Here is a 13,131-nt window from a genome sequence, read left to right as displayed (position 1 = left end):
ATATTTTTTATCATAATAACTATAAATTTTGAACGACAAATTAAGACGCATATTTGATCAAAATATATTTAAATTATTGCTTCTATCTTCATACTAAGCAAAAAAATATGAAGGTATTTAAGAATGCTTACTCAAGTACAACAAAAAATTGGGGTTGTTTATCAGCAATTAAATAGAAGTCAAAAATTCTATTTGATTGGCTGTGTATTGGCTTTAAATACTTTATTTTGGTATTTAACACCCTTCCAAGATTTGTTCAATAGTAGCTTATTTCTTTTATGTATATGCTGGGCTGGAGGCATAACATCTGATTTTTTATACTTTTATCATAAAGCTTGGGGAACAATATTAGGTAAAGTTGTTCTTGTTGCTATATATGCATTATTAACAAACATTACATATGGTTTTGCAGATCAACTTGTTAATCACATTGTTGGATATGAATCAAATGGATTAAATAGAGTCACAAATTTTGTGGCCATAATGATAATTCCAATAGTATTTGTTTTAGTCACCTTTATTGTATTTCTACTACTTATATTTCTAAGTCAATTTTATTTCGCATATGTAATTTTGGCTAAAGAAAGAGGTGATTTAAAGGAAAACTATTCTGGATGGAGCTGTGCTGCTAGATTTTTAATATATCCTTTTATCTTTATGCTTTTATTTACCTTTGGAGATAAATATAAAGATATATATTCAAACTTCATATCTGAAAAGGCTCAATCGTATATTTATGACTTTGAAGCAAAGAAGTTTTCAAGATGTATTACTCCAACCGATAGTAAGGTAATAACAGTTTCAAGTGATGAAATTATACTTGTAACTAAAAAAGATGATAAATACAGTTTTATACCTATGATTTGTGATCCTATCTTAAAGAAATAATATTTTGACGAAAAAAAGCCCCTACAACGTAGAGGCTTTTTCTATCTTAGATTTAAAATCTTAAGACACTTTATCACCCGGTTTAGCACCAGTTTCAGGTGAAATCACCCAAACGCCGTCGCCATTACCCGCAGCAAGTACCATACCGTTAGAAATACCAAAACGCATCTTACGTGGTGCAAGGTTCGCAACCATCACCACCAATTTGCCTTTAAGGTCTTCTGGTTTATAGAACTCACGAATACCGCTGAATACGTTACGTGGCTCAGCTTCACCTACATTTAAAGTCAATTGAAGCAGCTTGTCAGAACCTTCAACCGTTGCAGCCTCTAAAACTTCAGCCACACGTAGGTCAACTTTCATAAAGTCTTCAATGCCAATCATTTCAGCTTCGCCCACTTTAGCTTCAGCTTTCTTCTCTTTAGCTTTCTCTTTTTTCTTTTCCGCTTTTGGTGCTTCAGCAGGAGCAGCTAAAGAATCTTTAGATGCATCAACCATTGCAGCCACAGCTTTCGGATCTACACGTTGCATCAATGGCTGGAACAGCGCAATTTCATGAGCCACTAATACAGTTTTACGTGATTCAAAGTTGAAGCTGTCTAACTGTAAGAAAGCTTGAACTTGTTCAGCCAAAGTTGGAAGTACAGGTGCTAGGTAAACCGCCAATTGACGGAACAGGTTAATACCGACAGAACATACATCGTGAACTTGCTGTTCTTCACCTTCAATCTTCGCAAGCGCCCAAGGCTTTTTCTCATCAATGTATTGGTTGGCTTTATCAGCCAATGCCATGATTTCACGGATTGCTGCTGAAAACTCACGGTCTTCATAAGCTTTGGCAATTGAATCACCGGCATCAATAAAGCTTTGTACCAATTCAGGTTCTGCACATGTTGCAGACAATTTATTGTCAAACTTGGTGTTAATGAATTTCGCACAGCGACTGGCAATATTCACCACTTTACCGACCAAGTCAGAGTTGACTTTCTGAACGAAATCTTCAAGATTCAAGTCGGAATCTTCAACTTTGTCCGAAAGTTTAGATGCGAAGTAGTAACGTAAATATTCAGGGTTCAAATGCTCTAAATACGTTTCAGCTTTAATGAATGTCCCACGAGATTTCGACATCTTCTGACCATTCACTGTCAAGAAACCGTTGACGAATAAGCTTGTTGGCGTGCGGTAGTTTGCGCCTTCCAGCATCGCAGGCCAGAACAATGCGTGGAAGTAAACGATGTCTTTACCAATGAAGTGATACACCTCATTTTCAGAATCTTTTTTCCAGTAATCGTCAAAGCTTAGGTCAGGACGTTTGGTCTTGATGTAATTTTCAAAGCTCGACATATAGCCGATCGGTGCGTCTACCCAAACGTAGAAGTATTTGTTTGGTGCATCTGGAATTTCAAAACCGAAGTAAGGCGCATCACGGGAAATATCCCAATCTGACAAACCTGCTTCAAACCATTCATCTAACTTGTTGGCAATCGACACAGGTAAACGACCTTCGTCACGGGTCCATTTTTGCAGGTATTCACCAAAATTTGGCAGTTTAAAGAAGTAGTGATCTGAAGATTTTTCGACAGGCGTCGCACCGCTCAATGTCGATTTTGGATTGAGCAGTTCAGTCGCATTGTAGGTTGTACCACACACTTCGCATGAGTCACCGTATTGATCTTCCGCTTTACATTTCGGGCAGGTGCCTTTAATAAAACGGTCAGACAGGAACATGCCTTTTTCAGGGTCAAACAATTGTGTAACAGGGCGAACGGCAATGTTGCCGGCTTCACGGTTCTTGATATAAATCTCAGATGCACGAGCCTGGTTTTCAGTGCTGTTGGTTGAGTCGTAGTGGTCGAAGTCCACTTTAAAACCGGCAAAGTCACGCTCATGTTCTTTTTGTACATTGGCAATTTGCTGTTCCGGAGTAATGCCATTCGCTTCAGCACGCAGCATGATCGCTGTGCCGTGAGCATCGTCCGCGCAGACATAAGTCACGTTATGACCCATTGCACGCATGGCACGAACCCAGATATCTGCCTGGATATAACCGAGTAAGTGACCCATATGGATCGGACCATTGGCGTATGGAAGGGCGTTAGTGACTAGGATATTACGCACGGATATGACTCTCTCATTCGTATTTTATGCAATGGGTCATAATTTTACATGATGCAGAGGGGATTACAAAGAAATGCTTTAGCTGAAGCGCAATGAATAAAACAACTTGAATATTCAAATATAAAATTCGATATCATCCGATGAGCGAATATTAAATAATTGATCGAGCTAGGTTGACGCTACTTTCTCTAATCAATAGCAACAACATGTACAGGCTTTGTTGCAGTTTGCTTAATTCGTCCGCTGGATTGCATGCTTTGTGCTAAAAAATTGTCTGATCATTTTATGACACCTCAGGAGGGTAATCATGACTCAGAATAACCAGACAAGTACTTCTACTTCAAAGCAAAACCAGGATAAAGAACCACATACACAACAACTGAATGAGCAATTGGAAAAAGAGCAAAAGCAGAATGAAATTGATAAACAGCACAAGCAGGAACATCAGGACGTTTTAGAAGCCCACAACAACAATACTGATGAAAAGTCTGCACTGAAGCAAGGTGCTCAGCCCAATGGCGAACATGCAGAGCAAGAAGATAATTCTAAAGAAGCTCAGTCTGGCAAGTCGGATAATAAAACTGAAACTATTAAGATGGATGACTTAAAAGCCAAGGCAATCGCCATTGGTGAGGATCTACTGAAAAAAGCCGAAAAGATTCTGAATGAGCTAAAAAATGGCAAGTCAGACAGTCAGCAAACTGGTGAACAGGGTTCTGGTGACACGAAAAAGGCGAAAGCGGATTATACATCGAAAGATAAATCGGCAAATCAGTCAGATCAGCAGGACCGTATGGCACATTTCAAAGATGAGGCCTTGCATAAGTTTGAAGACACCAAACAGAAGATTACGGAGTTGGTCAATGAAGCCTCTGTCAAACTGGGAGAACTGAGACAGATGGCGACAGACACAATGAGTAAAATGAAAGGTGAAGATCAATCTCAGTCAGGTGAGCCGAAAAAGCAGGATCAAGATAAAACCGATCAATCTGAGCAAAACAAGCCTGACCAAAATAAAAATCATCAATAATGGTTTGAGCTTTAAAGATACTTCAGTCAGGCCAGGGTTGAAGGGGGGAGAGCGGCCGAAAAATTTAAGATTGTTCAGATGCCATTAAAACAAGCTGCATCTGCATATTGGGCAATGTCTAAATCAGGCAAACTGTTATTGAGCGTGTATGACCTTGATTGAATCTCAATGGGGATTCAATCAAGATCAGTATTTATTTTATAGCGCTATCTGCTGTATTGAATACCTGTGATAATGGGCACTTAAAGCAATGTGCCCAGAGTAAAGATCATGATTGACGAAGATGATTTCGATTTCGACCAACCCGTTACCCGTATTAAACAAAATACTGCGAGTCAAAAACAATTGGGCAGTCAGATTTTAAAAGAGGCTGAGCAATATCTTGAAGAGATCTCGGCAGATGAGCATGCACTTTTAATCAACACCCTATTGGGCTTGGCAGAGCAAGATGCCTACTTCCAAGTCTTGGCAGATGAACTTGATCAACCGATTGGGGCGAAAGTTGCCAATGATGCCTTAAACCTGATGCACTTTTGGCCTGCTATTCACCAGTTTGAAGATTTAGAACAATTTAATTTACTCGACATTATTAACAGCGAACATTTCCAAACCGAAATACTTAAAGCTTTTGACGCTTTAGAGATTGATGAAAATATCAAAGCGAAGCGCCGTCTTGTGTTGCTTGAAAGTTTTAAAATGTACAAACTCGGCTTCTATAGTGGTTGCATTCCAAATGTTTACGCACAACTAGAAGGCATCTTGACCGATGTCCTGATTGAGGCGGGTTTTTTAAAACAAAATGCAACCAGGTTTGTGGATGTTTATAAAATTGTTCCAGGCTTAAAGGGCAATGAAATAAAAAGCTTGTGGCACAAATCTAAAATTGCGACTGAAATGAATCCGTACTTTGCTGAACTTGCCGCTTATAAAAAGGATAGCAGTTCAACCGTGAGCATGACCCGGCATAACATTCTGCATGGTACCGATCTGAATCATTTTAATCAGGGACGCAGTTTTGTTTTGTTTATCTGGCTGTTTTCTGCGCTGAGTTTTATGGGAACGCTTAAGTATTGAACAAGCTGATCTAAACCATATTCGGCTTAAAGCCGCTAGGTTTGGGGGAGCTTATATACTTAATGGGCTGGAGATAGAGGGAACTTTTAATGTTCACAACAGATAAAGTATGTATCTCTTTTCTATGGTTTTGATCAGCAGGGGTGCTGTTCAGCCAAATTTTATTGTTGTTTATGGCACATCGAAATTCTCGAACTTGAGTTTAGGGGAGTTATAGCAAAGTTGAGGATTCCGTAGCCAAATTTTCTAAATCACTATTATAGTTCACGCCAGACTTTATTTTCATCTTGCAAAGAAACCGTGAAGTTAAAGTCGGTATCGTCTGATACCAGCAGGCTGGTCGGTGTTTGCATAACGACTTTTAAGATGGTGCCTTGTTCAAAAACCAGAGGACTGCAGTTCTCTTTTTCTAAGGTCACAGGTTTTAATAATTCGATCGCTAATCTTTCCATAGCACTTCCCCCTTTATGTTATAAATTAGGTTAATAGTATCATAAATTGGTAAATATTTAATCAATCCTATCAGTTTAGAGAACTAAATCCAAAAACAAACGGATGAAAAATACGATATAGTTCACATATTGTATATTAAATTGAGATAAAATTAAAACTTATATTTTGATTTAGCTCCGGTTTTTCAAATATTTCCATAAAGTTTATAGGGATTTAATGGTTGGATTATTTTTAAGCAAATTTTAATTTGTCCCGGCTATGCTGGGGAAAAATCTAACTAAAAGTCACCTCTGCTGCATTGGATGCGATATGCAGCAGATTTTAGGCTGAACTGGCGTGATAAAAACCTCATCACAGGGCGAATGAAGCATACAACTTGATTATAAGAGGCATCATTCAAAGAAAATGAATTCACCTGAAAAAACATTTCACAAACAGTCTATAAGTTGCTACAAAGATGGAAAGACGAGAATAATAGCCGCTTCATCCATCCAGCCTAAATGGTTCGGGTGGTTGATTGGCAAGTTTGAAACTAAAAATAAAGGAATAACCCTAACTGATGTTTAAATCTTTTTTTCCTAATCCAAAGTGGTTCTTTTCATCGTTGGTACTCTGGTTTGTCATCAATATTGCATTGTGGTATTCCGGTGGAAGTGGCTGGGGAACATTTTTAGGCTTTGCACCGGGTTATGCCACTGCAGAATTACCTGTTGGCGTAAGCCGTTTTTGGGCACCTTCATTTTTATGGTTCTATCTGTGGTTCATCGTTTCTACCGTTATTTTTGCGCTGTTCTGGCGCTTTAAATCCAGCAATCCATGGCAGGGCTGGTCGGTCTGGGGCTCGGCTTTTATCCTGTTCAATATCTGGTTTGCGGTGCAGGTCAATGTCGTGGTGAATGCCTGGTACAGCCCATTTTATGACCTGATTCAGAAAATGCTGAGCAGTGGTGGCGGAGATGTCAATTTACTTTATAGTGAAACCCTGACCTTCCTGTATGTCGCCATGGTCTATGTGACGATTGCTGTGTTTAACCTGTTCTTTGTCAGCCATTATATCTTCCGGTGGCGTACGGCGATGAATGACTATTACACCGCGCATTGGGAACAGTTACGTTATATTGAAGGGGCTTCGCAGCGTATTCAGGAAGATACCATGCGTTTTGCCAAAACCACCGAAAGTTTAGGGGTGAGTTTCATTCAGGCCCTGATGACGCTCATGGCATTTTTACCGGTGTTGTTACAGTTATCATCGCATGTGAAACAGCTCCCGGTGATTGGTGAAATTCCTTATGCACTGGTCTGGGCTGCCATCAGCTGGGCGGTGCTGGGTACTGTGGTGTTGATGCTGGTAGGTTATAAATTGCCGGGTCTGGAATTTAACAACCAGAAAGTTGAAGCTGCTTACCGCAAAGAGCTGGTTTATGGTGAAGATTATGCCGATCGTGCCGATCCGCTCACCTTAAAAGAACTGTTCAGCCGCGTGCGTTTTAATTATTTCCGCCTGTATTTCCATTATGCCTATTTCAACATGGTACGCATCTGGTACATGCAACTGGACAATCTGTATGGCTTGTTTGTGCTGTTTCCAAGTATTGCCGCAGGGGCGATTACTTTAGGTCTCATGATGCAGATTGCCAATGTCTTCGGCAAGGTGCGCGAGTCATTCCAGTACTTAATTGAGTCTTGGCCGACCATTATTGAACTGCTCTCGATTTATAAGCGTTTACGGGCATTTGAATCGACTTTGCATAAATAAGGTATACTCAAATTGAGCAACAGAACCCGCATAATGCGGGTTTTTTTATAATGCTTTATATTTAACAATCATGAAAATGCTGAAGTATAGTAATTAAAAAGGGAAAGGGTCAGAAAAAAATGAAAAGGTTTTATGCATGGACTTCGCTTTGCTGTCTGGCCGTGACCAGTCCTCTAACATTTGCCAAAGAAATTCAAGGCATGTCTTTTTCTCATCAGGATTGGGAAGTGTATTGCAGTAATACCGGCACCTGTCGGGCAGCAGGCTATCAGGATGATTATCTGCAAAGCATGCCCGCCACAATCTTGTTGACCCGTAAAGCTGGAGCAAAACAAACCGTACAAGGGACATTTGCCTTATCCAGTTTTGATCAAGCTTTAGATAACAAGAAACTGAATAATTTAAACTTTTTTATCAATCATCAGGATTATGGCCGAGTCAGGATTAACATTTCAGAGCAACTGCTCACAGGAGCGCTAAATAGCAAACAGCTCAATGCACTGTTACAACAGACCCGGAAAAAAGCCAATATCGTATTTAAAAATGCCTATTACACCTGGCAGGTTTCTGATGCAGGCATGACGGCTTCATTATTGAAAATGGATGATTTTCAACAACGTATGGGTACGGTAGGTGCTTTGGTCAAACCCGGCACTGCAGATGAGTCGAAAGTATTAGCAGCACAGCCCAAATTAGTGGTCAATAAAGTAAAAACCGCAGCAAAACCTTATTTAACACTACAGCCCAATAGCAGACAGTACCAAAACCTGCATAAGTTACTCATGGCTGCCCGGCCGACACAGTCAGATGTAGCTGAATTTTGTGAAGGCATTTATGATGGAGAGGGTGCCAAACCACAAGCGATTGAACTCTATAAGCTTAACAATAACAAAATTCTAGCTACCACTCTATGCTGGCGCGGAGCCTACAATGAAGGCTATGGGGCTTGGGTAATGAATCAATCTTTAACAGGCAAAGCCAGCTTTGTGACCGAATCTGCATCGGATTTTGCAGCAGGCGAAATCAGCAGTGCGCAAAAGGGTCGTGGTATTGGTGATTGCTGGAAGATCAGCGAATGGATCTGGCAGGGACAAGCTTTCGTTCAAACTGTAGATCGCTGGTCTGGTATGTGTAAAGGTTTTGCCGGTGGTGCCTGGGATCTTGATTTAATTGAAGCTGTGGTGAAATAACCTATTTCATTTTTGCTTTTGAGTAAGCCAGCTAGCTATTTATATAAAAGATTAAATTTTCATCAGTTTATGATGGAAATTGCCGAATAGTTTCAGGGATAACTAAAGCTTCACCAATCATAAAAAATTTTAAACTGGCTAAAAAGTGTTATCCCATTCGGATTTTCGTACTAAAACTTTTAAAAGATTGGCAGTTATTTTGCATTTTTAGGTAAAAATCTATCATTTAACTTGAAGGGAATTAATAATAAAATCAAAGTGCTATATTTGTGATTTTCCCAATTTTCATATATTTTTGAGTTACAGCATCAGTGAGCATTAATACGTGAATTTCAAAACATTCATCTTGATTGGCGGAGTGGGCATCACTTTACATGGCTGTACCAGTTTTAATGCTTTGAGTTCAGATGATTCTGTTAAAAATTATGCTTCAGCACAGGAAATGATCGTTCAAAAAAATATCAACCAACCCAATGGACAGGCCAAAGAATATGTCTATTCATGGGGAGCAAAACAGAATGACAAAGAAACGCAATCTTTATATCCCAGAAAATATTTAAACAATTACTGTTCTGCCAAGCAGGGTAAATTCACGCTGCTGTATAAGAGTTCCATGGCTCTGGTGAAGGATGCATCGGATAAAAAACGCTTGTCTGCTTCCGGTAATGTCAAACAGGGCATAGGCGCCTATAAGTGTGTACAAAATAATGGACAGAGCTGGATTGCCTCTATTGAACCGGTGGCTGAACGTAAACTCAATGATGGTTCGGATGCACGGGCAGTCAGCTTGCAGACCAGACTTATGTCGGCGGATGAAGCTAAAAAGTTTTATAAAAATATTAGTATGACCACAAATGCTGCGGATAAAAAAATCAGTTCCAATGATCTGGGCAATAAAAAAGCATTAAATAAATCTGCCCTTCAAAAAGAGGCTGAAGCCAAAAAAGAAGCAGATCTGAAAAAAGAAACCAAACTAACTCCGGAGTTGCCAGCAGCACAGCCGCTAAAAGTCGTGGAAAGTCCGCAACAGCAACAGATGAAATTTTACGTCGCTGCACGTCGTGATTTAAATAGTGGTAAAAATCAGATCTCTGCCTGTAATAATGCCCAGCGGGCTTATAACTATGGCAAGCTGCAAGGAACTGAGGGAACCCGGGTCTATACTGAATCGGGGATGCTGGTTGCACGTTGCTTAACCAGTGTACCCAGTTATAGCAACCGTTTTTCTAATTCCAAAGCCCAAGCAACGCGAGTCTTGCAAAATTTAGCTGTGAACTATAATCACAGTGGGGCAAAAAATATGTTGAGGCAGATGAAATAAAAGCGATTTTGTTCATCTTCATCCATTCATGTTCCATCCATGATGATAGAACATGAATGTTGAAATCTTCAAATCTGAATGTGGCAGGATTACAGGCTAATCGTTGCACCTAATGCTTTCACAAATTGTGCCATCCAAGCAGGGTGGGCAGGCCAAGCCGGTGCAGTCACCAGATGTCCGTCGGTGACTGCTTCAGTGACTGCGATATCGGCATATAAACCACCTGCAAGTTCTACTTCGGCTGCACATGCAGGGTAAGCAGAACAGGTTTTACCTTTAAGCACATCGGCAGCCGCTAAAAGCTGTGCGCCGTGACAGACGGCTGCAATCGGTTTTTGAACAGCATCAAATTCACGTACAATTTCCACCACGCGTGCATTCATGCGTAAGTATTCAGGTGCACGTCCGCCCGGAATCACCAGTCCGACATAATCTTCGGTATTGACCGAGTCGAAGTTATAATTAATAGCAAAGTTATGACCACGCTTTTCACTATAGGTTTGTTCGCCCTCAAAGTCATGAATGGCTGTGGCGATGCTATCACCAGCTTTTTTATCCGGGCAAACCGCATGTACGGTATAGCCCAGACCTGTTAAAAACTGGAACGGCACCATAGTTTCGTAGTCTTCGGCGTAGTCGCCCACCAGCATCAAGATTTGTTTAGCCATGATTTTCCCTCTGTTTGGATATGATTTATATAAAGTTTTATTTTCATTCACCATAGCATAAGCAGATGTCATTTTTAAGAAGGAGCTTGCTTTCTTTAGTCGAAGCCATAAACCGTACAAAATTATCAGGAGGAGATAGGCTGAAAAGAAGTTTGATTTTACAGAGTCATAACAGGCTGTACCCGGTAATTTATGATAAAAAGGCAGCAGTTCAGAATGGAAGTTTGCTTTATGTTTTACTCTATTTTTACCATCTTGGGTCATCGCTTTGCTCGAATCGGTTGTTCGGTTTTGATGGCAACTACGATTATGGTAACCACACAAATTGCAATGGCCGGGCCAACGGTGGATCAGCTGAGTAACTGTCTGGTGAAATCCACCACGGCAGCAGATAAAACAACAGTGTTGCAATGGACCTTTATTGCATTATCTGCACATCCAGAATTGAAGAAATTCAGCAATGTAAATGAAGAACAGAGAACCCAGCTGGATAAAAATTTAGCTCAAGTCTTGCAGCGTATATTGGTGGAGCAATGCTCGAGCCAGACCAAAGCCGTAATTGCTGCGGAGGGTGTACAAGCGGTGGGCGATAGTTTTCAGGAACTTGGACAAATTACGGGTGACGAAATTTTAGAAAATCCTGAAGTGAAAAGTCAGCTGAAAGGTGTACTGCGTTATGTCGATTTAAATAAACTGGTGATGACATTTTTGACGCCGGATGTATGGAATAGGTTGGGTGAGTTAAGAGGGAAATAACTGATTTAATGCATACATGTGATGGTTCAATTATGCTATTTATTTATCATGAATAATATTAATGAAAAGATAAGGATCTTTATGTTCAAACGCACTACTTTATTGGGTTTCAGTATGTTGATATTTTCCCCTGTGCTGTATGCAGGAGACAATGATTTGAGTCGGCAATACTCAAATTGTATGGATCGATCAGGTGGCGTTACTGTAAATATGCTGGATTGTATTGCGGCTGAAACAGATCGCCAAGATACACGTTTAAATAATGCCTATAAGCGGACAATGGCATCGCTGAATGCAACTCGTAAAAAACAGCTTCAAGAGGTTCAGCGTATCTGGATTCGCTATCGAGATGCCAATTGCGATTTTTATGCCGACCCGAATGGCGGGACGATAGCAACTGTGAATAGCAATAGTTGCTATATGGAAGCGACCGCGGAACGTACGACTGAACTAGAAAATTTAAGAGAAGAGTATTAACTTTTAAAAATCCTCTCCCTAGCCCTCATCCTTTCTTGTGCTTCGTTCTAAAGCAGTGCTTTAAAACTTGCTCAGGAGAGGGAACTACGCGTATCCAATTGATGACGTGGCAAGTCCCCCTTTGAAAAAGGGGGATTTAGGGGGATTAATGATTATAATAAATCAGGATAAAACTTCTCAAATTCCGTATTCACAGCTTCACCACGCAGCAAATAGCCTTTGGGTTGGATATAGCTATAAATTTCCCGAGCAGGCTGTTCATGCCAACCAATGTTAAATGCACAGAGTTTTGGGAAAAATTGTAGGTGGCTATAGTTCAAATGGTTATGAATCCAATACGCTAATTGTTGCCAATTAGTTTGGTCTTTTTCATATAGTTCTAAAAATGAGGGAATAACAATACATGCCGTGGCACCATAGCCTTTTGCATCGGGATAGTCCCAAATGTGACTGGCAAAGTTTTTCTCATTGCTGGCGCAGTTATGTCCTTTTTCATTGCCGAGTTGGTTCACGCTTTGAGAGCGGTAAGCGGAACGAATGGCAATGCGACCAAACTTGTCTTGCAGAGGTTCAAGCAATTGTTGGCAAAGTTCTGTGCCTGTTCGAATGGCGATGTCAGGATAGTCGGGGAAATTGGGTACACCGTACCAATTGGCAATTTCGCTATACAGGAAATCACGCATAAAAAGGGACTTAGAGAGTTGAATGCGTCCTAAGTCTTCGAGTTTAGTGATAGAGGAAACTTTTTTGATGGTCATATATTTTATTTCTTTAACTTCATATAAGAATGTTTATGACCATTTTCTAAAGTTCTTTCATCATATTCAAAAAGTTGAGGTGTATTTTTTACTAAATCACCAAGTTTTTTGAATCCATAATTTCGTGGATCAAAATCAGTTTGTAATAACTTCCATTGAGACCCAAAGGATGCAACAGTAATCCATTCAGAATCCTGATTATCAAAAATTTGTTTAATAGTATGTAAGGGGAGAGTCGTATTTATATTCTGTATTGGGTCGATTTTTGGGATAACTTCACTTTCTTTCGAAGTAGTCTTTAAAGTAATTTTAGGAATAATTATTTCTTCTTCAGATTCATCTGTTCGTAAGTTCTCTACGTAAATAAATTGGGAGCATGCGTTCTTGAAAGCTTCAGGAGTTTGTTTTTTCCCAAAACCATAAACAGTAGCTCCTTGTTCTTTGATGCGAATAGCTAGAGCGGTAAAATCACTATCGCTAGAAACTATAGCAAAACCATCAAATCGATTTGTATATAACCCGAATTACGGATAAGAAAACCGCTTGAAAAAAAGATGGTTAGAGCCATTTAGAAAGTTACTACACAAACCAAAGACTCTAACCACCATGTTTGATTTTACAGAAATCTTCTGTGTTATTGAT

At 40.0% G+C, this 13,131-nt stretch carries 12 protein-coding genes and 1 pseudogene; 8 read left to right on the top strand and 5 right to left on the bottom strand.

Features of this window, described 5'->3' with window-relative positions; genetic code table 11:
* Positions 1–123 precede the first annotated feature (123 nt).
* Positions 124–888 (top strand): hypothetical protein, encoded by a 765-nt coding sequence (locus tag FTT87_RS07190; RefSeq protein WP_180174605.1) that lies wholly within the window; start codon positions 124–126, stop codon positions 886–888.
* Between the two features lie 60 nt (positions 889–948).
* On the opposite strand, the gene metG is transcribed toward FTT87_RS07190, so the two are convergent.
* Entirely contained in the window at positions 949–3,006 is a 2,058-nt protein-coding gene (gene metG / locus FTT87_RS07185; RefSeq protein WP_180043915.1) for a methionine--tRNA ligase, read from the bottom strand.
* A 307-nt stretch (positions 3,007–3,313) separates the two neighbouring features.
* On the opposite strand from metG, the gene FTT87_RS07180 reads away from it, so the two are divergent.
* Both FTT87_RS07180 and FTT87_RS07175 read left to right on the top strand, forming a co-directional pair.
* A complete protein-coding gene (locus FTT87_RS07180; protein WP_166171191.1) occupies positions 3,314–4,036 on the top strand; it encodes a hypothetical protein in 723 nt (240 codons plus the stop codon).
* A 270-nt stretch (positions 4,037–4,306) separates the two neighbouring features.
* Positions 4,307–5,110 (top strand): hypothetical protein, encoded by an 804-nt coding sequence (locus FTT87_RS07175; protein WP_180043917.1) that lies wholly within the window; start codon positions 4,307–4,309, stop codon positions 5,108–5,110.
* Between the two features lie 257 nt (positions 5,111–5,367).
* Here FTT87_RS07175 and FTT87_RS07170 read toward each other — a convergent pair whose 3' ends face one another.
* Positions 5,368–5,562 (bottom strand): hypothetical protein, encoded by a 195-nt coding sequence (locus FTT87_RS07170; protein ID WP_166171195.1) that lies wholly within the window; start codon positions 5,560–5,562, stop codon positions 5,368–5,370.
* A 560-nt stretch (positions 5,563–6,122) separates the two neighbouring features.
* Between FTT87_RS07170 and sbmA the strand changes: the two genes are divergently transcribed.
* The 3 genes from sbmA (at position 6,123) to FTT87_RS07155 (ending at position 9,830) form a co-directional block, all read left to right on the top strand.
* Complete coding sequence (gene sbmA, locus FTT87_RS07165; protein ID WP_180043922.1) at positions 6,123–7,319, top strand: peptide antibiotic transporter SbmA; 1,197 nt, start codon at positions 6,123–6,125, stop codon at positions 7,317–7,319.
* 119 nt (positions 7,320–7,438) lie between these two features.
* A complete protein-coding gene (locus FTT87_RS07160; protein WP_180043924.1) occupies positions 7,439–8,509 on the top strand; it encodes a DUF1176 domain-containing protein in 1,071 nt (356 codons plus the stop codon).
* Between the two features lie 325 nt (positions 8,510–8,834).
* Entirely contained in the window at positions 8,835–9,830 is a 996-nt protein-coding gene (locus tag FTT87_RS07155) for a hypothetical protein (RefSeq protein ID WP_180043926.1), read from the top strand.
* Between the two features lie 89 nt (positions 9,831–9,919).
* Here FTT87_RS07155 and FTT87_RS07150 read toward each other — a convergent pair whose 3' ends face one another.
* A complete protein-coding gene (locus FTT87_RS07150; protein ID WP_180043928.1) occupies positions 9,920–10,498 on the bottom strand; it encodes a DJ-1/PfpI family protein in 579 nt (192 codons plus the stop codon).
* A gap of 231 nt (positions 10,499–10,729) precedes the next feature.
* On the opposite strand from FTT87_RS07150, the gene FTT87_RS07145 reads away from it, so the two are divergent.
* Both FTT87_RS07145 and FTT87_RS07140 read left to right on the top strand, forming a co-directional pair.
* On the top strand, positions 10,730–11,254 hold the full coding sequence (locus FTT87_RS07145; protein WP_180043930.1) for a hypothetical protein: 525 nt from the start codon (positions 10,730–10,732) through the stop codon (positions 11,252–11,254).
* Positions 11,255–11,335: 81 nt separating this feature from the next.
* Positions 11,336–11,731, top strand: coding sequence for a lysozyme inhibitor LprI family protein (locus tag FTT87_RS07140; RefSeq protein ID WP_180043932.1), 396 nt, complete (start codon positions 11,336–11,338; stop codon positions 11,729–11,731).
* A gap of 152 nt (positions 11,732–11,883) precedes the next feature.
* On the opposite strand, the gene FTT87_RS07135 is transcribed toward FTT87_RS07140, so the two are convergent.
* Both FTT87_RS07135 and FTT87_RS07130 read right to left on the bottom strand, forming a co-directional pair.
* Complete coding sequence (locus tag FTT87_RS07135) at positions 11,884–12,489, bottom strand: hypothetical protein (protein WP_180043934.1); 606 nt, start codon at positions 12,487–12,489, stop codon at positions 11,884–11,886.
* A gap of 5 nt (positions 12,490–12,494) precedes the next feature.
* Positions 12,495–13,007: pseudogene (locus FTT87_RS07130) on the bottom strand (NYN domain-containing protein); the annotation flags it as partial.
* Between the last annotated feature and the right edge of the window lie 124 nt (positions 13,008–13,131).

The organism is Acinetobacter sp. YH01022 (assembly GCF_013420235.1).
Taxonomy (GTDB): domain Bacteria; phylum Pseudomonadota; class Gammaproteobacteria; order Pseudomonadales; family Moraxellaceae; genus Acinetobacter.
Note: the sequence above shows the minus strand (reverse complement) of the source record. Positions and strands in the feature narration are given on the sequence as shown.